At 58.4% G+C, this 22117-nt stretch carries 20 protein-coding genes and 2 pseudogenes; 10 read left to right on the top strand and 12 right to left on the bottom strand.

Annotated features, from left to right (window positions below; translation table 11 throughout):
• Positions 1–368 precede the first annotated feature (368 nt).
• Positions 369–917 (top strand): RNA 2',3'-cyclic phosphodiesterase, encoded by a 549-nt coding sequence (gene thpR, locus BSF44_RS27530; protein WP_095946163.1) that lies wholly within the window; start codon positions 369–371, stop codon positions 915–917.
• Between the two features lie 251 nt (positions 918–1168).
• Here the strand turns inward: thpR and BSF44_RS27525 are convergent, their stop codons facing one another.
• The 5 genes from BSF44_RS27525 to BSF44_RS27505 form a co-directional block, all read right to left on the bottom strand.
• A complete protein-coding gene (locus tag BSF44_RS27525; protein WP_095946162.1) occupies positions 1169–2266 on the bottom strand; it encodes a polyamine ABC transporter substrate-binding protein in 1098 nt (365 codons plus the stop codon).
• Between the two features lie 176 nt (positions 2267–2442).
• Positions 2443–3327 (bottom strand): ABC transporter permease subunit, encoded by an 885-nt coding sequence (locus BSF44_RS27520; protein ID WP_095946161.1) that lies wholly within the window; start codon positions 3325–3327, stop codon positions 2443–2445.
• Positions 3324–4238, bottom strand: coding sequence for an ABC transporter permease subunit (locus BSF44_RS27515; RefSeq protein WP_095946160.1), 915 nt, complete (start codon positions 4236–4238; stop codon positions 3324–3326). The genes BSF44_RS27520 and BSF44_RS27515 overlap by 4 nt, the downstream gene beginning before the upstream one ends.
• Entirely contained in the window at positions 4235–5377 is a 1143-nt protein-coding gene (potA, locus tag BSF44_RS27510) for a polyamine ABC transporter ATP-binding protein (protein WP_095946159.1), read from the bottom strand. Before potA ends, BSF44_RS27515 begins: the two co-directional genes overlap by 4 nt.
• A gap of 352 nt (positions 5378–5729) precedes the next feature.
• Positions 5730–6491 (bottom strand): gamma-glutamyl-gamma-aminobutyrate hydrolase family protein, encoded by a 762-nt coding sequence (locus tag BSF44_RS27505; RefSeq protein ID WP_095946158.1) that lies wholly within the window; start codon positions 6489–6491, stop codon positions 5730–5732.
• Positions 6492–6775: 284 nt separating this feature from the next.
• On the opposite strand from BSF44_RS27505, the gene BSF44_RS27500 reads away from it, so the two are divergent.
• The 4 genes from BSF44_RS27500 (at position 6776) to BSF44_RS27485 (ending at position 12128) form a co-directional block, all read left to right on the top strand.
• Positions 6776–8152 carry a glutamine synthetase family protein gene (locus tag BSF44_RS27500; protein ID WP_095946157.1) on the top strand — a complete coding sequence of 459 codons (1377 nt, stop codon included), beginning with the start codon at positions 6776–6778 and terminating at the stop codon, positions 8150–8152.
• Between the two features lie 184 nt (positions 8153–8336).
• Positions 8337–9827, top strand: coding sequence for an aldehyde dehydrogenase (locus BSF44_RS27495; RefSeq protein WP_095946156.1), 1491 nt, complete (start codon positions 8337–8339; stop codon positions 9825–9827).
• A gap of 51 nt (positions 9828–9878) precedes the next feature.
• Positions 9879–11177 (top strand): FAD-binding oxidoreductase, encoded by a 1299-nt coding sequence (locus BSF44_RS27490; RefSeq protein ID WP_095946155.1) that lies wholly within the window; start codon positions 9879–9881, stop codon positions 11175–11177.
• Between the two features lie 402 nt (positions 11178–11579).
• Complete coding sequence (locus BSF44_RS27485; RefSeq protein WP_046042404.1) at positions 11580–12128, top strand: cupin domain-containing protein; 549 nt, start codon at positions 11580–11582, stop codon at positions 12126–12128.
• A gap of 95 nt (positions 12129–12223) precedes the next feature.
• Here BSF44_RS27485 and BSF44_RS27480 read toward each other — a convergent pair whose 3' ends face one another.
• Positions 12224–12931, bottom strand: a complete 708-nt coding sequence (locus tag BSF44_RS27480; RefSeq protein WP_095946154.1) for a CatB-related O-acetyltransferase — start codon at positions 12929–12931, stop codon at positions 12224–12226.
• Between the two features lie 291 nt (positions 12932–13222).
• Between BSF44_RS27480 and BSF44_RS30170 the strand changes: the two are divergent.
• Positions 13223–13303, top strand: a pseudogene (locus BSF44_RS30170) (XRE family transcriptional regulator); the annotation flags it as partial.
• A 119-nt stretch (positions 13304–13422) separates the two neighbouring features.
• Here BSF44_RS30170 and BSF44_RS27475 read toward each other — a convergent pair.
• From BSF44_RS27475 to BSF44_RS27465, 3 genes are all read right to left on the bottom strand, one after another.
• Positions 13423–14007, bottom strand: coding sequence for a hypothetical protein (locus BSF44_RS27475; RefSeq protein WP_095946153.1), 585 nt, complete (start codon positions 14005–14007; stop codon positions 13423–13425).
• Positions 14001–15116 carry an AAA family ATPase gene (locus BSF44_RS27470; protein WP_095946152.1) on the bottom strand — a complete coding sequence of 372 codons (1116 nt, stop codon included), beginning with the start codon at positions 15114–15116 and terminating at the stop codon, positions 14001–14003. Before BSF44_RS27470 ends, BSF44_RS27475 begins: the two co-directional genes overlap by 7 nt.
• A 304-nt stretch (positions 15117–15420) precedes the next feature.
• The gene (locus tag BSF44_RS27465) at positions 15421–15711 is read right to left on the bottom strand and encodes a fructose-bisphosphate aldolase (protein WP_095946151.1); all 291 of its coding nucleotides are present in this window, start codon (positions 15709–15711) and stop codon (positions 15421–15423) included.
• Positions 15712–16342: 631 nt separating this feature from the next.
• On the opposite strand from BSF44_RS27465, the gene BSF44_RS27460 reads away from it, so the two are divergent.
• Complete coding sequence (locus BSF44_RS27460; protein ID WP_095946150.1) at positions 16343–17146, top strand: hypothetical protein; 804 nt, start codon at positions 16343–16345, stop codon at positions 17144–17146.
• Positions 17147–17179: 33 nt separating this feature from the next.
• Here the strand turns inward: BSF44_RS27460 and BSF44_RS27455 are convergent, their stop codons facing one another.
• Positions 17180–17917 carry a hypothetical protein gene (locus BSF44_RS27455; RefSeq protein ID WP_095946149.1) on the bottom strand — a complete coding sequence of 246 codons (738 nt, stop codon included), beginning with the start codon at positions 17915–17917 and terminating at the stop codon, positions 17180–17182.
• Positions 17918–18214: 297 nt separating this feature from the next.
• Here BSF44_RS27455 and BSF44_RS27450 point away from each other — a divergent pair, with 297 nt between their 5' ends.
• Together BSF44_RS27450 and BSF44_RS30450 are read left to right on the top strand one after the other, a co-directional pair.
• Positions 18215–18709 carry an anti-virulence regulator CigR family protein gene (locus tag BSF44_RS27450; RefSeq protein WP_095946148.1) on the top strand — a complete coding sequence of 165 codons (495 nt, stop codon included), beginning with the start codon at positions 18215–18217 and terminating at the stop codon, positions 18707–18709.
• 151 nt (positions 18710–18860) lie between these two features.
• Positions 18861–19370: a hypothetical protein gene (locus BSF44_RS30450; RefSeq protein ID WP_172435406.1), complete on the top strand. Its 510-nt coding sequence runs from the start codon at positions 18861–18863 to the stop codon at positions 19368–19370.
• 62 nt (positions 19371–19432) lie between these two features.
• Here BSF44_RS30450 and BSF44_RS31200 read toward each other — a convergent pair.
• Together BSF44_RS31200 and BSF44_RS27430 are read right to left on the bottom strand one after the other, a co-directional pair.
• Positions 19433–19585: pseudogene (locus BSF44_RS31200) on the bottom strand (IS4 family transposase); the annotation flags it as partial.
• Between the two features lie 187 nt (positions 19586–19772).
• The gene (locus tag BSF44_RS27430; protein WP_095946145.1) at positions 19773–20141 is read right to left on the bottom strand and encodes a hypothetical protein; all 369 of its coding nucleotides are present in this window, start codon (positions 20139–20141) and stop codon (positions 19773–19775) included.
• 382 nt (positions 20142–20523) lie between these two features.
• On the opposite strand from BSF44_RS27430, the gene BSF44_RS27425 reads away from it, so the two are divergent.
• The coding region (locus BSF44_RS27425) for a tyrosine-protein phosphatase (protein ID WP_095946144.1) at positions 20524–22117 on the top strand (1594 nt) is incomplete at its 3' end.

The raw sequence follows: 22117 nt of genomic DNA, 5'->3' as shown, positions 1-22117 counted from the left end.
CGCAGCCTGGCCCGCTTTAAGGCACAACCCGAAGGGCCGGGCCTGCTGTTGTGCAGGGCTGCGTTGCTCGAAGCTTATTTGGAATGACCAAACCACGCTTCTCGCGCCTTGCCCTGCACAACAGCAGGCCCGGCCCTTCGGGTTGTGCCTTAAAGCGGGCCAGGCTGCGTTGCAGGCCTTGGAAAGGGAACAACCATTCCCAGCGGCCTGCGCCTTGCCTGGCCCGCTTTAAGGCGACAACGCGGCGGGAAAACTAATTGAGAACGCCCCCTAGAACTATAACGCGCATGTCCCACGATGCCAGAAATGCGCTGGTCGATAAGCGGGTGTTGGGTACACTCATGCAGTCTTCCCACGAGGTGCCCTGCATGAACGACGAATCCCGCGAGCCGTTCAAGCGTCTGTTCTTTGCGCTGAACTGCGCCCCGGCCCAGCGCCGGGAGATAGCGCAGTGGCGCAGTGCGCTGCAACTGCGCAACGGACGGCCGGTGCCGGCGGAAAACTTTCACCTGACGCTGAAGTTTCTGGGGGCGGTGGGCGTGGCGCAGATCGCCGAGATCTGCACGGCTGCGGCGTCGATCCGCACACCGGGCGAGCGCTTGACGGTGGTGCTGGACCGGCTGGACGTGTGGCGCAGGGCAGGAGCGCTGGTGCTCGCGCCGCAGCAGGCGCCCCCGGCATTGCTGCGCCTGGTGTATGCCCTGGAACAGGCGATGTTGCCGTTTGGGCTGGAGCAAGCGCCAAGGGAATACCGTCCGCATCTGACCCTGGCGCGGGACTATCGGGCGCCGGTGCCGGAGTCCGCAACGGCGCCGGAGTTCTTCCTGCGTGCCGACCGGTTCACCTTGTTCGAATCCCACAAGGGACGCTATCGGGCGCTGGCCGAATGGCCGCTGCTTGTTGTTGACCGCTCATAAAAAAAGGCGCCCGAGGGCGCCAACATTCACCTGAACCGAGGGAGCCAGGTGAGGCCGTTCTACTTGCAGGAGAGGCAGCGGTGGTAAGGCGCTGCGTGAACGGAAATTGGTAAAGCTGAAATGTGTGCTGGATGTTCTGGCCTCATCGCGAGCAGGCTCGCTCCCACAGGGGGGAGCGTCGTTCACATATCACCGGTTCAACACGGACCAATGTGGGAGCGAGCCTGCTCGCGAAGGCATTTTCGAGTGAATTACTGCCCGAGTTTCACCTTGGTCCAGCCCCGGGTCATGACCCGCTGGACGGCAATCGGCTGGTCCGGCACGGCGTAGAGCGTGGCCATCACCGCTTCTGGCGGGTAGGAACCCGGATCGTTGCGGATCGCTTCATCGACCAGTGGCGTGGCCGCCGCGTTCGCGTTGCTGTAGCCGATGTTGTTGGTGATGTCGGCAATCACCTCGGGGCGCATCAGGAAGTTCATGAACAGGTACGCGTTCTCGACGTTGGCGGCATCGCGGGGGATGGCGAGCATGTCGTAGAAACTGGCGGCGCCTTCTTTCGGGATGCTGTAGTCGATCTTCACCTTGTCCCCGGCTTCCTGGGCGCGGGCCTTGGCCTGCAGCACGTCGCCGGAGTAACCGACGGCCACGCAGATGTTGCCGTTGGCCAGGTCCGAGATGTATTTCGAGGAATGGAAGTACGCCACGTTCGGGCGAATCTTCATGAACAGCGCCTGGGCTTGGGCGATGTGCTGTTTGTCCTGATCGTTCACCGGGTAGCCCAGGTAGTGCAGGGCGGTCGGGATCATTTCAGTCGGTGAATCGAGGAAACTGATGCCGCAGGCTTTGAGCTTCTCGGCGTTTTCCGGTTTGAACAGCAGGTCCCAGGAGTTGGTCGGGGCGTTGGCGCCGAGCACTTCCTTGACCTTCTGCGGGTTGAAGCCGATACCGATCGAGCCCCACATGTACGGAATGGCATGGGCGTTGTCGGGATCGCTGGCGGAGGCGTTTTTCAGCAGCACCGGGTTGAGGTTTTTCCAGTTCGACAGCTTCGATTTGTCCAATTCCTGATAGACACCGGCCTTGATCTGCTTGGCCAGGAAGCTGTTGGACGGCACCACGATGTCGTAGCCGGATTTGCCCGCCAGCAGGCGTGCCTCAAGGGTTTCGTTGCTGTCGAAGACATCGTAGGTCACCTGGATGCCAGTCTCGTCCTCGAACTTCTTGACGGTGTCCGGGCCAATGTAATCCGACCAGTTGTAGACGCGCAGAACCTTGTCATTGGCCTGGGCGCCAGTGGCGATTGCGCCCAATAAGGACAGTGTCAGCAGAGTCCTGCCAAACATTTTCATCGGTACAACTCCATTTCTTTTTTATTCAAAATCACATAGCAAACATTTGTGGCGAGAGCGCTCCATTGTAGGAGCGAGCTTGCTCGCGATGGACCTCAGAGCGATGTGTTCATCCAGACAACACGCGTTATCGTTAACGTCCATCGCGAGCGAGCTCGCTCCTACAAGGGGCGGCATTAGGCCGTCGCTCCCGCCATTTTCTTTTCAGGCTGCTGCCAGGATTCGCTGGCAGTCTGGTCCATGGCTTCCTGGATCGCGCGCTTGCGGGTGGCTTCGGCGCGGCGGCTGAAGTACCAGACCATGAAGGTCACGATGGATACCGCCAGCAGGATGAGGCTGGCCACGGCGTTGATCTCGGGCTTGACCCCAAGACGCACCGCCGAGAACACTTCCATCGGCAGGGTCGTGGAACCCGGGCCAGACACGAAGCTCGCCAGCACCAGGTCATCCAGCGACAGGGCAAACGACATCATGCCGCCGGCCGCCAGCGACGGCGCGATCATCGGAATGGTGATCAGGAAAAATACCTTGAACGGCTTCGCCCCCAGATCCATGGCCGCTTCTTCGATGGACAGGTCCAGCTCGCGAAGGCGGGCGGAGACTACCACCGCCACATAGGCGGCACAAAAGGTGGTGTGGGCGATCCAGATCGTGACGATGCCACGCTCCATCGGCCAGCCGATCAACTGCGCCATGGCCACGAACAGCAGCAACAGTGACAGACCGGTGATCACCTCAGGCATCACCAGCGGTGCGGTGACCAGGCCACCGAACAGCGTGCGGCCCTTGAAACGCGTAACGCGGGTCAGGACGAACGCTGCCAGGGTGCCCAGTGCGACTGCCGCGATGGCGGTGTAGCAGGCGATTTCCAGCGAGCGCACCACCGAACCCATCAATTGCGAGTTGTCCAGCAGACCGGCGTACCACTTGATCGACCAGCCACCCCACACCGTCACCAGCTTGGATGCGTTGAACGAGTAGATCACCAGAATCAGCATCGGCAGGTAGATAAACGACAAGCCGAAAATCAGCATGAACTTTGAAAATCCGAAGCGTTTCATCCCCGTGCCTCCATCTCTTTGGCCTGGCTGCGGTTGAACAGCAGAATCGGCACAATCAGGATCAACAGCATCACCACCGCCAGGGCAGACGCCACCGGCCAGTCGCGGTTGTTGAAGAACTCTTGCCACAACACACGGCCGATCATCAGGGTTTCCGGGCCGCCCAGCAGTTCCGGAATCACGAACTCGCCGACCACCGGAATGAACACCAGCATGCAGCCTGCGATGATGCCGTTCTTGGCCAACGGCACGGTGATTTTCCAGAAGTTGTTGAAGTTGCTCGAACCCAGGTCCGACGCGGCTTCCAGCAGGCTGCCATCGTGCTTGACCAGGTTGGCGTACAGCGGCAACACCATGAACGGCAGGTAGGCGTAAACGACCCCGATGTAGACGGCGGTGTTGGTGTTGAGGATCTCGATCGGCGCCGAGGTCAGCCCGGTCCACATCAAGAATGCGTTGAGCAAACCGTTGTTGCTGAGGATGCCCATCCACGCGTAAACGCGGATCAGGATCGCGGTCCAGGTCGGCATCATGATCAACAGCAGCAGGACGTTTTGCGCTTCCTTGCTGGCCTTGGTGATCGCGTAGGCCATCGGGAAACCGATCACCAGGCACATCATCGTGCTGAGCAACGCTACTTTCAACGAGCCGAGGTACGCCGAGATGTACAGTTCGTCCTGGGTCAGCAGGCTGTAGTTACCGAGGTTCAACAGCAGCTGAAATTTTTGCTCAGCGAAGGTGTAGATCTCCGAGTACGGCGGAATGGCCAGGGCTGCTTCCGAAAAACTGATCTTCATCACCAGGAAGAACGGCAACATGAAGAACAGGAACAGCCAGATGAATGGAATCCCGATGACGAGCTTGCGCCCGCTGGGGACCAGTCTCAGAAATTGCTGATTGAAGGTTTTCATGCGCGCAGTACCACGCCGCTGTCGTCTTCCCACCACACGTAGACCTGATCGTCCCAGGTCGGACGCGCGCCACGGCGTTCGGCGTTGGCCATGAACGACTGGACGATCTTGCCCCCAGGCAGCTCGACGTAGAACACCGAGTGGCCGCCGAGGTAGGCGATGTCATGCACCTTGCCGCTGGACCAGTTGTAGCGGTGCTCGGGCTTTACGGTGCTGACCAGCAGTTTTTCCGGGCGAATGGCGTAGGTGATCGACTTGTCCTGCACCGACGTGCTGACGCCGTGACCGACGTAGATCTTCTGCTCCAGATCCGGGCTGTGGATGATCGCGTGACCTTCCAGGTCCTCGACCACGGTGCCGTCGAAGGCGTTCACGTTGCCGATGAATTCGCAGACCATGCGGCTGACCGGTGCTTCATAGATGTCGACCGGGCTGCCGATCTGGGCAATCCAGCCCAGGTGCATGATCGCGATGCGCTCGGCCATGGTCATGGCCTCTTCCTGGTCGTGGGTCACCATCACGCAGGTCACGCCGACGCGCTCGATGATCTCGACAAGCTCAAGCTGCATTTGCGAGCGCAGCTTTTTATCCAGTGCGCCCATTGGCTCGTCGAGCAGCAGCAGCTTCGGACGCTTGGCCAGGGAACGGGCCAGGGCCACGCGCTGACGCTGGCCACCGGACAGTTGGTGCGGTTTGCGCTTGGCGTACTGGGTCATGTGCACCAGGCGCAGCATCTCCTGCACCCGGGCTTCGATTTCGGCCGCTGGCAAACGGTCCTGCTTGAGGCCGAAGGCGATGTTCTGCGCCACCGTCATGTGCGGGAACAGCGCGTAGGACTGGAACATCATGTTGATCGGTCGTTCGTACGGCGGCATGTCGGTGATGTCGACACCGTCGAGCAGAATCCGGCCTTCGGTCGGGCGCTCGAAACCGGCGAGCATGCGCAGCAGGGTCGATTTACCGGAGCCGGAACCACCGAGCAGGGCGAAGATTTCACCCTGGTGGATTTCCAGGGACACATCGTCCACAGCGGTGGTTTCGTCGAACTTCTTGGTGACGCGATCGATTTTCACCAACACCTTTTTCGGTGCCTGGTGACCCTCAAGAGCCTTCCTGTAGATGCTGGAGGCGTTTGCCATGTGAAACTCCCAACAGGTTTCAGTCGCCCGGCCAACACGGCCCGGCTTAATAGTGGATTGCAAACCCGTGAAGCCGGTCCGCGCTGATCCCTTGTAGGAGCGAGCCTGCTCGCGATGGTCGCCGACGATGACGCTGGCAGTCTGAGTGCCCGCGGTGTCCGGACATCCATCGCGAGCAGGCTCGCTCCTACAGGGAATTGCGTTTCCCGCCCTGGGTTTATTCGGCGCCGCCATCCTGGCTGCCTGGTCGTACTTGTTGTTATTGCAGTGTGTTGTTTTCGCGAGCGGGGCACGCACAAGCGCCTGCCCGCTCGCGTTGGGCAGTCAATCGTTGAATGCGGGTATCAGGTCGTCAGCTCGAGTGACGCAGTGCCGCCCGTTGCCGGCAGGCTTCGCCGAACGCCTGGAAAATACTCAAGTAAGGAGGGTTATCCAGCACCTGCCATTCCGGGTGCCATTGCACGCCGAGGGCAAACGCTTTGCTGTGTTCGACCGAGATCGCCTCGATCAGGCCATCGGGTGCGACGGCTTCGGCGCGCAGGCCGGGCGCGAGTCGGTCGATGCCCTGGCTGTGAATCGAGTTCACCTGGAACACCGCAGGCAGGTCCAGCGCTTCGAACACACCACCGGGCTGCACATTCACCCCGTGAGCGGGAGCGTATTGCACGGCCAGGTCCGGATGGTCGGCCTCGCGATGGTCGAGCAAGCCAGGCAGTTCATGGACCTTCTGATGCAGGCTGCCACCGAACGCCACGTTCATTTCCTGGAAGCCACGGCAGATGCCGAGCACCGGCACGCCCGCTGCAATCGCGGCGCGGATCAGGGGAAGGGTGGTGGCATCCCGCGCCGGATCATGATCCGTGCCGGGGGCGCTGTCGGGGCCTTGATAGTGGAAGGGTTCCACGTTCGATGGCGAGCCGGTCAGCAACAGACCGTCGAGCTGCGGCAGCAGGTCATCGATTTCGGTCAGGTCGCCTAAGGAAGGAATAACGACAGGCAGCCCCAGCGCCGCAACGCTGACAGCACGCAAGTACTTGTCACCGCTGATGTGGTAGGGGTGCAGGCCAATCTGTTTGACGCACGCAGTAACGCCGATCAATGGCTTGAGTGCCATTTTTATCACCTCGAAGTTTCACACTTGAACGAGCTTTTCTGGAGCTTAGCCTTGTTGATTTTAATTAACAACTCTCATGTAAAAAATTCTAAACGCCGTGCGTCCGATCTTCAGGCTTTACGCGTGTTTGAGGGCGTATATGGCACTCTCGTCCGTCTGAGAGGCCCTAAAATAAACGTTGAAAGGCCAGGTGTTCGCTATTGACTTCACTTTGCCGTTCGGGTTGACTGGGCTCGTGAAAGGGTAGTGAACATAATAATTAACAGCTAAAAAATAGGTGCATCATGTCGGTCCCTCTGCGTGCCGTTCAACTCAACGAAGCAAACGCATTCCTTAAGAAATATCCTGAGGTTTTGTACGTCGACCTTCTGATTGCGGATATGAACGGTGTGGTGCGCGGTAAGCGCATCGAACGCACCAGTCTTCATAAGGTTTACGAAAAAGGCATCAACCTGCCGGCGTCACTGTTTGCGCTGGACATCAACGGTTCTACGGTGGAAAGCACCGGCCTGGGTCTGGACATCGGCGATTCAGACCGAATCTGTTTCCCGATCCCCGGCACTCTCAGTATCGAGCCGTGGCAGAAGCGCCCGACCGCGCAACTGCTGATGACCATGCACGAGCTCGAAGGCGAGCCATTCTTCGCCGACCCGCGTGAAGTGCTGGCCAATGTAGTGCGCAAGTTCGACGACATGGGCCTGACCATCTGCGCCGCGTTCGAGCTGGAGTTCTACCTGATCGACCAGGACAACGTGAACGGTCGTCCGCAATCGCCACGTTCGCCGGTATCCGGCAAGCGTCCGATGTCGACCCAGGTGTACCTGATCGACGACCTCGACGAATACGTCGACTGCCTGCAAGACATCCTCGAAGGCGCAAAAGAGCAGGGCATCCCGGCTGACGCCATCGTCAAGGAAAGCGCCCCGGCGCAGTTCGAAGTCAACCTGCATCACGTGGCTGACCCGATCAAGGCGTGCGACTACGCCGTCCTGCTCAAGCGTCTGGTGAAGAACATCGCCTACGACCACGAGATGGACACCACCTTCATGGCCAAGCCGTATCCGGGCCAGGCGGGCAACGGTCTGCACGTGCACATTTCGATTCTCGACAAAGAAGGCAACAACATCTTTGCCAGCGAGGATCCCGAGCAGAACGCCGCGCTGCGTCACGCGATCGGCGGTGTGCTCGAGACCCTGCCGGCGCAGATGGCGTTCCTCTGCCCGAACGTCAACTCCTACCGTCGTTTCGGCGCGCAGTTCTATGTACCGAACTCGCCGAGCTGGGGCATCGACAACCGCACCGTGGCGGTGCGTGTGCCGACCGGCTCGCCAGATTCGGTGCGCATCGAACACCGCGTGGCGGGCGCCGATGCCAACCCGTACCTGCTGATGGCTTCGGTATTGGCGGGCGTACATCACGGCCTGACCAACCAGATCGAACCGGGCGCACCGGTGGAAGGCAACAGCTACGAGCAAAACGAGCAGAGCCTGCCGAACAACCTGCGCGATGCACTGCGCGAGCTGGACGACAGCGAAGTCATGGCCAGGTACATCGACCCGCTGTACATCGACGTGTTCGTGGCGTGCAAGGAAAGCGAGCTGGCCGAGTTCGAGAACTCCATCTCGGACCTTGAGTACAACTGGTACTTGCACACGGTCTAAAGAACCACTCAAATCCCTGTAGGAGTGAGCCTGCTCGCGATAGCGTCATCACATTCAGAATAGTGATGTTGATTGATCCACCGCTATCGCGAGCAGGCTCACTCCTACAGGGGTCGGATTACCAAGTTTTGATGGATGGGCGTTCGCTCGTCCGTCATCCAATCCCCTGCGTCGAGTCACAACCATGACAAACACTCGCAGCGATTGGGAGCAGCGCTTCCAGTCCCTAACCATCGAAGGTCGCGCATTCATTGACGGCCAATACTGCGCAGCCGCCAGCGGTGCGACGTTCGAATGCATCAGCCCCGTGGACGGTCGTTTCCTGGCGAATGTCGCCAGCACCGACGAAGCCGATGCCAATGCAGCGGTCGCCGTGGCGCGCCGTACCTTCGAATCCGGCGTGTGGGCCAACCTGGCCCCGGCCGAGCGCAAGCGCATCCTGATCCGTTTCGCCGACCTGATCCTGGCCAACCAGGAAGAACTGGCTCTGCTCGAAACCCTCGACATGGGCAAGCCGATCAGCGACTCCATGAGCATCGATATTCCGGCGACCGCCAACGCGATCCGCTGGACCGCCGAAGCCATCGACAAGATCTACGACGAAGTCGCCGCCACCCCCCGGGATCAGCTTGGCCTGGTGACCCGCGAAGCCGTCGGTGTGGTCGCGGCCATCGTGCCGTGGAACTTCCCGCTGATCATGGCCAGCTGGAAATTCGCCCCGGCCCTGGCCATGGGCAACTCGTTCATCCTCAAACCTTCGGAAAAATCCCCGCTGACCGCGATACGCATCGCGCAGTTGGCACTGGATGCCGGCATCCCGAAAGGTGTGTTCAACGTCCTGCCGGGCTACGGCCACACCGTCGGCAAGGCGCTGGCATTGCACATGGACGTCGACGTGCTGGCCTTCACCGGTTCCACGGCGATTGCCAAGCAGCTGATGATCTATGCCGGGCAGAGCAACATGAAACGCGTTTGGGCTGAAGCCGGGGGCAAGAGCCCGAACGTAGTATTCGCCGACGCGCCGGACTTGCGCGCGGCAGCACAGGCAGCGGCCAGTGGCATCGCCTTCAATCAGGGCGAAGTCTGTACCGCCGGTTCTCGCTTGCTGGTGGAGCGTTCGATCCGCGAGCAGTTCATTGCGCTGTTGGTGGAAGCCCTGCAAGCCTGGAAACCAGGCCACGCCCTCGATCCTGCAACCACCGTCGGTGCGGTCGTCGACCAGCGTCAACTGGACAACGTACTGCGCTACATCGGCATCGGCAAAGAGCAGGGCGCCCAACTGATCGCCGGCGGCAGCCGCACCCTCGAAGACACCGGTGGCCAGTACGTGGAACCGACGATTTTCGACGGCGTGACCAACGCCATGACCATCGCTCGGGAAGAAATCTTCGGCCCGGTGCTGTCGGTCATCACCTTCGACACCGCTGAAGAAGCTTTGGCGATTGCCAACGACAGCATCTTCGGCCTGGCCGCCGGCGTATGGACCAGCAACCTGAGCAAGGCCCACACCTTCGCCCGTGGCCTGCGTGCCGGCAGCGTCTGGGTCAACCAGTACGACGGCGGCGACATGACCGCGCCGTTCGGCGGGTTCAAGCAGTCGGGTAATGGTCGGGACAAATCGCTGCACGCGTTCGACAAGTACACCGAACTCAAGGCGACCTGGATCAAGCTCTGATAACAATAAAGCGACGGTCGCCGGCTCTGTCGGCGGCCATCGGAGAAACGTATGAAACAGAACTCTTCAACACAACAGCATGTAAACAGCTACTACGCCGCCACCCGCAACTTCACCGGCGATTTCCCGGTGCTGGAAGGCGCGGTGGACTGCGACGTCTGCGTGATCGGCGCCGGCTACACCGGCCTGTCCTCGGCCCTGTTCCTCGCCGAAGCGGGCTACAGCGTGACCGTGCTCGAAGCGGCCAAAGTCGGCTTCGGCGCCAGCGGTCGCAACGGCGGCCAACTGGTCAACTCCTATAGCCGCGACGTCGATGTCATCGAAGAGCGCTACGGCGACAAGACTGCCGAAGTCCTCGGCAGCATGATCTTCGAAGGCGCCGACATCATCCGTCAGCGCATACAGCACTACGACATCCAGTGCGACTACCGTCCCGGCGGTATCTTCGCGGCGATGAACAAGAAGCAACTCAAGGGTCTGGCCGAACAGAAGAAGAGCTGGGAACGCTACGGCAACAAGAACCTGAAAATGCTCGACGCGGCCGACATCAAGCGCGAAGTCGGTTCCGATGCCTACGTCGGCGGCCTGCTGGACATGCAGGGCGGCCACATTCACCCGCTGAACCTGGCACTCGGCGAGGCTTCGGCCATCATTGGCCTGGGCGGCAAGATCTACGAGCAATCGGCGGCGGTGGACATCACCTACGGCGAGCCCATCACCGTGCGCACCGCCAAAGGTGTGGTCAAGGCCAAGTACCTGTTGATCGCCGGTAACGCCTACCTGCCGCAGGGCCTGGACAACCGCGTGACCAGCAAGAGCATGCCGTGCGGTTCGCAGATCGTCGTCACCGAGCCGTTGTCGGAGCAGCAGGCCCGCAGCCTGATCAAGAACAACTACTGCGTCGAAGACTGCAACTACCTGCTCGACTACTACCGCCTGACCGCCGACAACCGCCTGCTGTACGGCGGTGGCGTGGTCTACGGTGCACGCGAGCCGGACGACATCGAACAACTGATCCGCCCGAAGATCCTCAAGACCTTCCCGCAATTGAAGGACGTGAAGATCGACTACCGCTGGACCGGCAACTTCCTGCTGACCATGTCGCGCATGCCGCAATTCGGCCGTATCGAGAAGAACGCCTACTACATGCAGGGCTACAGTGGCCACGGCGTCACTTGCTCGCACCTGGCCGGCAAGCTGATCTCGGAAATGATCCGTGGCGACGCCGAGCGCTTCGACGCGTTTGCATCCTTGCCGCACATGCCGATGATCGGCGGGCGCACCTTCTCGGCGCCATTGACCGCCCTCGGCGCCGTGTACTACTCGTTGCGTGACCGTTTCGGCATCTAAGCTTTACCTCGCCGGCGGCATCTCCCCAAAGGGTGCCGCCGGCTTTTTACATCAGCAACACCGCTGTCTCCTGTGGGAGCCAGCCTGCTGGCGATGAGGTCATATCAGTCAATATGGATGCTGCCTGACACACCGCCATCGCGAGCAAGCTCGCTCCCACAGGTTCTTTTCCGGCACCGTTTATCGAACCTGCTGAGCATTACGAACAAACGTGATTTAATAGCCGCCTTTCACGTTTCCGGGACCGGAAAACGGCGTGATCCGCGCCTGCACTCCACCCATCCATTATCCCTGTAGGAGCGAGCTTGCTCGCGAAAGCGTTGGTTCAGTCGACATCAATGTTGAAGGTCGGATCGCAATCGCGAGCAAGCTCGCTCCTACGGGTTGGCACATAAGGCTGTCATGGACACGGGCTCACGACTCAAATTAGTACGCGAAAGCTACAAAATGTCCCAGCGCGAGCTGGCCCGGCGTAGCGGCGTCACCAATGCAACCATCTCCCTGATCGAACAGAATCGGGTCAGTCCTTCCGTCAGCTCCCTGAAGAAATTGCTGGAGGGCATCCCCATGTCCCTGGCCGACTTCTTCACCTTCGATCAGCCACCGCGCGAACACCAGTACGTCTTCCGTGCCAACGAACAGCCCGACCTCGGCCGCCACGGCCTGCGCCTGCTGCTGATCGGTGCATCCGTGCCAAGCCGGCAGATGCGCTTGCTGCGCGAGCAATACGCACCGGGCGCCAGCTCCGGCGAAGAGCCGATCGTGCATTCCGAAGGCGAGGAGTGTGGGTTGGTGACACGGGGTACCGTGGAATTGACTGTGGATGGCCAGGTGAGTGTACTCAACGCCGGGGATGGCTATTATTTCCCGACGACCTTGCCGCACCGGTTTCGCAATATCGGGGCGGATGAAGCGGAAATCATCAGCGCCAACACACCGGCGAACTTCTGATAAGCGCTTTGCAGGCGGGGTTCATCAGGAACCCGTCGTCAAAACCCGCAGCTGATGCGGGTTTTTTTATCATTCGAATCGGTCATTCCTGCTGCTCAGGACAAAACACTGCACCCTTTGCGGGTTATCTCTATCTGTTGGTAGTCGGCGCGGTTTTCTTTCTGCAGGGTGGCCAATAGAGACAAAGTGGCTTGCGGATCATTGAGCGGTAATGTCTTGAGTACCTCGACATCGACATCCCACCACTTGCTGTTGATCAGCGCCTCGATCAACTCGGGTGTGTGCCGATACTTGACGACTTTTGCCGGGGTGCCGGCAACAATGGCGTACGGTGGCACGTCATGGGCAACCAGGGCGCGGGTTGCGATGACAGCGCCGGTGCCTATGGTCACGCCTTCCAGGATCATCGCGCTATGGCCGATCCAGACGTCATGCCCAATCGTGATGTCCGCAACCTCCGGGTCGTAAACCAGCGCCGTATCGGTATATTGAAAGGGATGTGAACTGAGCCAGTCCAGCGGATGTGAGCTCTTTTGCTGGCCGATAAAACAGCTGCTGCTGATGGAGCAAAACCTGCCAATGGAGGAGACCGCCGAAAGGAAGCAGTCACTGCGGATATAGGTATGCGCACCGATTTCCAGCTTTTTCGACTCTATGACCACATGCCCAAGCGTCACGCCTTCTTCTATGGTCAGTGCCGTTCTTTTGTGCAGTGACAATACACCGCCCGCCACTTTGCATTTGTGTTTGCGAATCCATCTTTTCCAGTAACTGTTTCGCAAATAATTGATTATTTTTTTCATGAAGAACTGTCTTGGATATCCGTTACAGGGCTTGGCCTGGCCCCATGAGCCAACAGCTGAGTCTAAATGAATCGGCGGGGGAGATGAATTTTTTAGATGTTTTTCAAAAAAAGCGCTTTTGTGCGTCTCAGTCGCTGATCAGTCCAGGGCCTGCGCCGAATGCAGGGCGTGGGCAATGAGCTTCGGTCTCGCCAGAGACTTGCTGATGGTTGCTGTGGCCAACAAGAAGAGCTACTCCCGGTCGCTGCAATGGCCAGGCGAGTGCGCTGAACGCCGTGGATGGCTGTCTGTTACTTCCCGACGACCTTGCCGCAACGGTTTCGCAATATTGGGGCGGATGAGGCGGAGATTATCAGCGCGAATACATCGTGAATTTCTAAAGAAAAAAGGGAGGTTGAATATGCCAGAAACAACAAGACCCTGAATGATCAGGGCCTTTTTCTAAACAATTGCTCAGTCACAACGAGAGGCAACCCTGATCAGCTCCTCCATCAACCATTATCAGGTCGGTTCTGCTCAGCAAAATAGCGAACAAGCTCTAGCGCACTTGGACACTGTGGGTGCAAGGCTGCTTGGCGAATGCTGAAACCAAAGTGTTTCGTCATCTTCTTTGCAAATGCAGTTTTGTTGCCCGGCCCCTGTTTACCCAATAAATTGGATATTTCTTTTAAACGATCCCATGGTTTGTTCTGGGTCTGCTCGGGCTGTTGCTCATTGAAATCGTCAATTCCGAGCCATTTGTTCATGGCAACCGAATCAGCCAGGAACCACCCCTCTAATGCTTTTACAGCGACGAAAATGCTACTTATTCGTGCGTTTTCGATGCGTTCTCTGACAAAGTCAACTGAGACTTCGTCCTCAAGATCAGTCAACACAACGATGATGTCTACCGCTTGCTGATCTAGACGTCCCAGATAGGCATCGATATTTTGCGGCAATAGGTTACCGCCACCTTTGGCATTGACTACGGGATTGACCAACTCAAAATCGTTTTCCTGCAAAAAAGCGTTGAAGTCGGAAGACTCGATAACGATTTTTTCGCTATCACCCTCAACGATAAATCCAACTTTTACCATGGCAGACCCCCATCAAAAAGATTGGTCAGCCACGCGGTATCCAGCGGGATTTCATTTTTATTAACTGCTGATTCTAAAGCACACTTGACCTTGGTTTTGCCATCCTCTTTATTTACCAACCAAAGTTCTTCAAGGTCGAGGTTACGTACGACAGATTCGCTATGGGTAGTTATGAAAATGGGGTGCTCTACCGAAGCATTTTCGCGCATCAGCTGTACCAGTTCGCCGATCGCCTTCGGATGAATTCCGCGCTCTGGTTCCTCTATGATTGTCATGCCTGATTTCCCTGCCCGACTGAACACCGCAGTCATAATGCAGAGCGCATAAATTGTCCCATCGGAAATCAAACGTGCTGGGAAACGAGCTTTTGTTCCTTCTTCCTTGAATGTGATCACCGTAGAGCCATCCAGTCTCTGTTTTTCGGTGAACACGCTTTCCATGCCAGGTACGATCAGTTCTATCCATTCCAGAACCTGGTCACGAAATCGCTCATTTCTCTCCAGAATTGACAACATCGTTGCCACGTTCCTGCCATGACTATCTAGCGTCGTAGCGTCTGCTGTTGAGCTGTCAGGCTCCTTAGCTTCTAGCGGGTCGATTCGAAATACCTGGATATTGGTAAGCATTCGATACAGTGGCGAATGGCTGAGCAGCATTAGCGCGGTCATGTCTTGCGCATACTCAGGTAAGAGCTGCAAGCCATGCGTATCACTTAAGGTAATTCGTGTCTCATCACTGCTCTTGCGATCTATGATCTGATTGCCATTGATTTTTAGACTTTCAAGTACCTGAGGTACCCGGTCTATTCCGGATATTTTCAGGTTGTAGTCGAATACTTCTCCATTGAGATTGATTCTGATGGCAAACGAGATTGTCGTGCGATTTTCTTTTCGATGCTTGAAGCAGTGAATCTGCTGGAAACCTCCAAAGTCGCGGATCGCTTGTGCAGCCCCACGTTTTACTACCGCGCCCAGAAAAGCGAGCGCATCAGTGATATTGCTTTTACCTGCACCATTGGAGCCGGCTAGAGCGGTAAAGGCTGGCACATCCCTCAGGATAACGTTTGCCGCGCTCTTGAAGCCTTTGATCTCGAGGTATTCAATTTTCATCGCCAATCCTCAGCTTTCCTCAGTCACTGTATCCCCGCCCAGAAAACGTTGAGGTCAGGTGCATGAAATCAGTTTTCATAACGTGTTCCGCTCAATGGCCCCTGATTCTATAGACAAATTGGAATGTCCGCTCCTAACCGAAATTGGCCAGCCACGATTAACTTTTCGGGATCCCGGGTCGAAGTGTGTTTTATTTTAGTTTTCGAGCTTAGGTCTCTTCAGTAAATCTTCGGTAGCCGCTTCGAAAATACGAGCCTGAGTAGGAAAAAACCGCCGAAGCGGTTTTCATGGTTGAGAGTCCTTACTACCCTTTGGACACCTCAAACCCCCGCTGCTCTATCACGCCAAACACATCCCGCACATCCTGCAGCAGAATCCGCGAAATGTTAGTGACGGTGTTGATGTCGTTTTCGGCGTAGTCGGGGAGGCTGGTGCAGGCCATGAGGTTGAGGTATTGCAGGACGGCGTTGAGGCGTTCGGCGGCGCAATTGTGGAGTTCGCGCAGCGGGGCGTCGCTGTCGATGAGGAGGACGGGGTAGCTGGTGGCGATTTGTTTCATGGGGGTGAAGCGGCGAGGCGGATTTTGCATTGTCATAAGGTAGAACTCTTCAAAGGTTCATGAAGTGCCACCTTTTGCTGCGAAACAAATGGGTGGCAGCTATGTGCGGGTTCGCAGACCGGAGAAGAGTCAAGCCGGCAGACCCGAAGGTCTCCCACACACAGCCGCCATAAAACGGAACGGCGGCAAATTTTGCCACAGTTGTCATTTAGCTGTGTTCCATCTTCTACAGGGCTGCGAAACCCAATCGCCAACTCAAGTCAGCGACCGGTGCACATTAGGCATCGATTTCGACGGCTGCAACCGGCCTGTAGGACGCCAAAAGCCTCTGTGGCGAGGGAGCTTGCTCCCGCTCGGCGGCCCTGCCGCCGTAAAGCCGGGTACTGCGGTGTGTCTGAGGAAATGAGTTGCAAGGGATGAGGGCCGCTTCGCGGCCAAGCGGGAGCAAGCTCCCTCGCCACAAAGGAACAAGTCCTACACATTTTTCAGACGTCAAGATTGAACGTTCGTCGGATGGCGGGTTGCTATCACCGCAATTGCCTGCCGATATCAACACGGCTGCTACGCTTGGTCGTTGCAGTGTCCGAGCCTTATTCCCGCTCACGCTGCAAGGGTTATCACGGAGCGCGACATCCATTCCTGTCGGCAACCTGCACGGAGGCAGGCGATGGTGATCAAAAGCATGGCCGATCCAGCTGCGGCGGGGGTTCCCGAGCCGCCCGATCGGGAAGAAATCGAGCGAGTGCTGGCGCTGTTGCTGGTCAGCCCGTTGTTTGCCAAGTCCAGGCGCATGGGCAGTCTGTTGCGCTTTCTGGTCGAGCACGACCTTCAGGCTTGCAAAACGCCGCTGACCGAACACGCCATTGGCATCGCGGTGTTTCGTCGTGACCCGGCCGTTTATTGCACGGGCGACGATCCGGTGGTGCGAGTGCAGGTGGGGCGCTTGCGACGCAAACTCGCAGCGCATTACGCCGGCAACGGCCAGCAAGACCCGGTGCGTTTGTGCATTCCACCCGGGTGTTATCGCTTGTCCTATCAGCGGCTGCGGCCCAAGGGCGCCGGCACTCGCCATCCTGTGGTCCAGATCCAGCCATTTACCTGCCTCACCCGCGATGGCGATGACTTTACCCGGGGCTTGTGCGAGGAGTTGAGCTGCCGGCTGTTCGAGTCGTTCGAGCAGGCGCAGACCGGGACCAATCATGTGTTGATGCGGGTGGCACGCAACGTCGAGCCGGTACTGAACTTCAAGCGTGGCGGGCGTTACAGCTATTGCCTGGAGGGCAGTGTGCGGGTCGAGCCTGCGCGGGTGCGAGCGTCATTGCGCCTGGTGGATGTGGCGCAGGGGCGGATTCGCTGGTCGGCGCAGTTCGATCGTGATCGACCCTATGGCATCGCCACCCAGGAGGACCTCGCGCAGTCGATCTGTCGCTCGCTGACGGGCTACTTCGCCACGGCGGGCAAAGAGGAGTGAAGGGGCAACCGCAAGGTTGCCCCGGCATGACGGTTACACGGTTTTCCACTGACCGCCTTCGTAAAGGCGAGCTGCGGTGTTATCGAACGTCAGGTCGATTTCGATCGCCTTGGAGCGTGAGGTACTGAACATGGTGCTGGTCTGTACGTTCTGTTCGAACCACACGAGGATGGTTTCCACCGGCGTCAGTACGGTATTGCCGGTGACGACCTGGTTTACGGCCACGTAGATTGGCGTACTGACCTGATTGCCATCGATGCCGGTGGACAACTGGTTGACCCCCGGATGAATCGGCGCGTAGTTGTTCACGAAAGTCAGGGACATGTCCGGGCCACCGGTAACCGCCGAACTCAACAGACCGTGCTCATCGAGTGTCGATGTTTGCCCCAGGCCAATGTTGACGATGTTGGTCGAGACTTTGACTTGCACGTTTTCCTTGAACACGTTGGAGGCGAACAGTTGATACTGCGGCGTCCAGCTGAACTCGTTGTTACTCAGGTAAGCGTCATAGGACTGCCAGACCACGTTGTAGTCGGCGTTACCCACCTTCTTGGCAAAGCACAGCTTGTAGCCGGACTTCTTCAGCAGCGACAGGTCGCCGGCGGCGATTTCGATGGTGACGGTTTTTTGCGAAGCCGCCAGGGCCGACCTCAGTACCCGGCCGTAATCCGACGCCTTGAGTTGCGTTGCACCCATGATCGACTTGACGGCTTCTTGCACATCATTGTGAAGCTGCTGGCTCTGTTGGCTGACAGCGATTGATTTGCTCATGGTTTCCCTCTTCCTTGGTGGTGTGTTGGGCAAACAATGGGCTGCCGGCGCTTGGCGCTGCAGTCCATTGACGGCTTCACTCTAGGGGCGAGGGGCAGGGCGGCTAAGTGTCTTGGTGTTACAAGCGGGTATCGGGGTTGTATCAGGGGCTGAGTCAGCGGGGCGGATTTCGGCAAACACCTGCGAGGCTTCGAACGGATCAGCGTAGACGGTTTGACGGTGGGTGACTCGATGGAACCATCTTCGTCTATAACGTCTAAATTTCAGGGAATATTCCCCACCACGAAGGAATGAATCATGTTCAGGACTCGATCATTGATTGCGGCGGTTACTTGTTTGACGCTGGTCTGTGGCTCGGTGACGGCGCTGGCTGATCCCGGTAATGGCCAGGGTAGCGGGAAGGTCACCCATGGCAACCAAGGCAACAAGGGTCAGGGAAGCCAGGGCCAGGGCAACCAGGGCGGCCATGGCAACAAGAGCAAGAGTTCCGGCGGCGGTGGCGGTGGGGACTGGAGCAACGGCCCGAGCATCAACCGTGGCAGCGTGCTCGAGATCATTGGCGTGAACACAGGCTACTGGAGCCCAGGGCCCGATTTGCCACCGGGTATTCAAAAGAACCTTGCCCGGGGCAAACCGCTTCCACCCGGCATCGCCAAAAAACTCGATGGCCGACTGGTCGGCAGGCTGCCCCACTATGACGGCTACGAATGGCAGCAGGTCGGCACGGACCTGATCCTGGTTGCGCTGGCCACCGGGCTTGTCTATGAAATTCTTGACGGTGCGTTTGATTGACAGGGCAATGGCGGCCTTCGTGGCCTCAGTGCCGCTCTGGCCGAGGGCTACAGCGAGTTGAGGGATTTGCAGCCGTTTGTCGTGGTTCTTGAACTGTTGGGGAGATATCGCGTCATACATCACGCGATATCAACCTCCTATGGAAGCAATCATGCTTTTTAAAAACAAGAGTCTCGTTGCTGTAATGTCATGCGCCATGATGCTTGCAGCCGCCCCGTTACTCCCTGATGGCCTGTCGATCATGGGGTCGGCATACGCGAAGGACGGCGGCGGCGGTGGTGGCGGCGGAAACGGCGGCGGTGGCGGCGGCGGTGGCGGCGGTGGAAACGGCGGAGGCAATGGTGGCGGAAACGGTGGAGGCCACGGCGGCGGTATGGGCGGCGGACACGCCAGCACCGGCCACTCTGGCAGTAACGGCCGCGCTAACGGGCTGGACAGCGACCATGCCGGCAAATCCGTGCGCGACCGTGGCCTGAGCGGGAACCACTACGGTAATGAACGCAACGATGACAACGGTCATGGCACCACGACCTCAGGCCTCGCCCACTCCGATACCCGTGGTGTTGCCAAGGCCACGGCTATTTCGGCCTCGACGCCGGGTGAGCACAACACCAAAGGCTTGAGTAAGGCCGGGCTGTCGACTTCGAAAAAAACCCACTGAGTTCGCAGCCGTAGAGATCAGTTTCAGAGAAGCAAAAAACTCGCTGAGAGGCGTAATGCTGTTCACTTAAGGGGAGCAGCCTTACGGTCTGCTGGAATTCGGGTCTTTGAAATGTTCACCGTCCTTGGCCTTGACGGCCTTGGGCGGTGATCCAGAAACAACCCACCAACACGTTTACTCAACTCCGCCAACTGTCTGCCTGTCACCGATGCGGGCCAAAAGATGATCAGTCATCCGTTTTTGGACGCAATTGTTCAAACGTCTGGCAACCTAATGAGCGGGCTCACTACCTGCTGGTCGCCCAGCATTGATCGACTGCCGAAAAGCTTTTCCTGCCCCCACTCAACTTCAAGACAAATGCCCTCATTTACTTAAAACAACAACTGGCGGGGCGCTCTGTGCCTATGACAATTTCGCGACGACATAGGGTTGGGTCCGAGAACACAACTCAAGCGTGGGTAGTGTGTAATACAGTTCAACCCTGGAGTCCAAATAAACAATCCCTGTAAACTTCATAACGTTCCAGGTTATTCCATTCAGGACGTTAGTCTCGTCCAAAGTAAAAGACCTGAAAAAATCTCCTGTATTTTCAATATATAAATTAGCGATAAGTTCATCCCCCGGCTTCAGGTAGTCAGAGCCCGGGATGACAACGGTACAGCCGTTACTCATAAACCCTTGATCAACCTTCATTGCGAAGGCCTGCTTGATATATGCATAAGGCAACAAGGGTTCACACCGGTACACAATACTCTTGTTGTTGGTCGCCACGATCGATCTCCTTTCAATGTCAGACGGCATCAGTTGCAGGTCAGTTCATACCCGTACAACACGATGCTAATGACGGACGCGCCGTGTATCTACTGTCAGAAATTACAGGTAGGCGTGATTACCGATGAGCGGTCTGCGCAGGTCGGATCACCCATCATTGCGACAGGCATTTGATCGGCGACCACCGCGTATTTCGTTCCCGACCAGCACATCCCCAATAACCTGCCTCCCAGGTTGACCGCACAACAGGCATTACACGGACAGAAAACGAGCCACCTGGACACATCGCGCAGTGATTTGCGTGTGCAGGCGATTTGTCATGTTCAGCGCCATTTCAATCTAGATATTAGTCAGCCCAACGCGATTTCAATGAGGCTGCACTGTGTTCCAACGACTTGTGTGTTCGCTGTCTGTTTTGAGCCTGTCCATCGCTGCCGCCCAGGCGGCCGAGACTGTCCCCCTCAACACCCCACGCCTGAAGAGCATCGATAACTTGCGCGATGTCGCCGGTCTCACCACCGCGTACTCCATGGCCAATGACGGCACGATGCGTGGCGGGGTGTTTTACCGCTCCAACGCGCTGACGCCGTCGGCGGCGGATCTGGCGACCCTCAACGGCCTGGGCATCAAGGCGGTCTACGACCTGCGCACGCCCAGCGAGATCGCCGCCACGCCCGACACGATGCCCACGGGGGCGACGTACACCAACATCGACATCATCGGCGGCTCCACGTCGGGCGCGAACATCACCAACATCGCGTTCCACAGCGCCGCCGAAGCCACTGCCATGATGCAGGACACCAACCGTGATTTCGTCCGCAACCCAGGGATGCGCAGCGAGTTCAACGAGCTGTTCAACGAGCTGGCCACGGTCGATGGCGCTGCGTTGTTCCACTGCACCGCCGGCAAGGACCGCACGGGCTGGACCGCCGCTGTGCTGCAAAGCATCGCCGGGGTCGACGATGCCACCATCATGAGCAACTACCTGGCGACCAACGACTACACCGCCGCGCGCATCAAGGCGACCCTGGCGGCGTTGCCACCGAGCCTGGCGACCATCTATGGGCCGCTGATCGGTGTGGAGGCCAGTTACCTGCAAGCCGGCCTGGACGAGGTGACCGCGCAATACGGCACCATGGATAACTACCTCAAGGAAGGCCTCGGCCTGTCCCAGGAAACCATCTACGTGCTGCGCGGCAAGATGGTGTTCTACAACAGCCTGCCGGGCGCGGCGGACCTGGCCGGCAACGCCGCGGCGGGCGCGCAGTTGTTGCAGCAACTGCAGAACAGCAACCTGTCGAGCACCTACAGCGCCTACAACTACTACCTGCAGTCGGCCATCGATGCCCGCAGCCTCGGGGGCGTGGAGTCCACCGTTGGCGGTCAGGTGCATGCCGACGCCGCCAGCTACCTGCTGCGCCAGGGTGCGATGATCGAACAGGCTAGCGCGCCGTTCACCAGCGGCATCGACCTCAAGACCGGGCAATATCGCCTGTGGAGCACCGGGCTGGCGGGGTATCTGGGCACCGACGGTTCGTCCCAGGCTTCCAGCAGCAACGAGCATAGCCAGGGCATGATGATCGGCCTGACCCAGCGCTTTTCCGAACAATTCAGCGCCCATGCCGGGTTCGGCTACAGCAGCGGCAATGTCGGTGGCGCAGGTGGCGAGGCCGATACCGACCTGACCTTCTTCAGCGTCGGCGCACGCTTCGCGCCGAACGGCCTGGAGCGCGGCCTGTTTGTGGATGCCGATGCCAGCGCCGGCTACCTCGATTACGAGAGCAAGCGCGAACTCGGCGGCGGTCTGGGCACGGCCAAGGGTGACAGCCATGGCAACCTCACCGGCGCGACCCTGGCGCTCGGTTACCGTGTGCCGGTGAACGGCGTGACCCTCGAGCCGAGCCTCGGCGTGCGGATCAGCCACATCAACCTGTCGGGCTTCCAGGAAAAAGGCAGCGAACTGGCGCTGGACGTCG

It is taken from the genome of Pseudomonas sp. ACN8 (assembly GCF_002303925.1).
GTDB lineage: Bacteria > Pseudomonadota > Gammaproteobacteria > Pseudomonadales > Pseudomonadaceae > Aquipseudomonas.
This window is presented reverse-complemented; position numbering and strand designations above follow the sequence as displayed.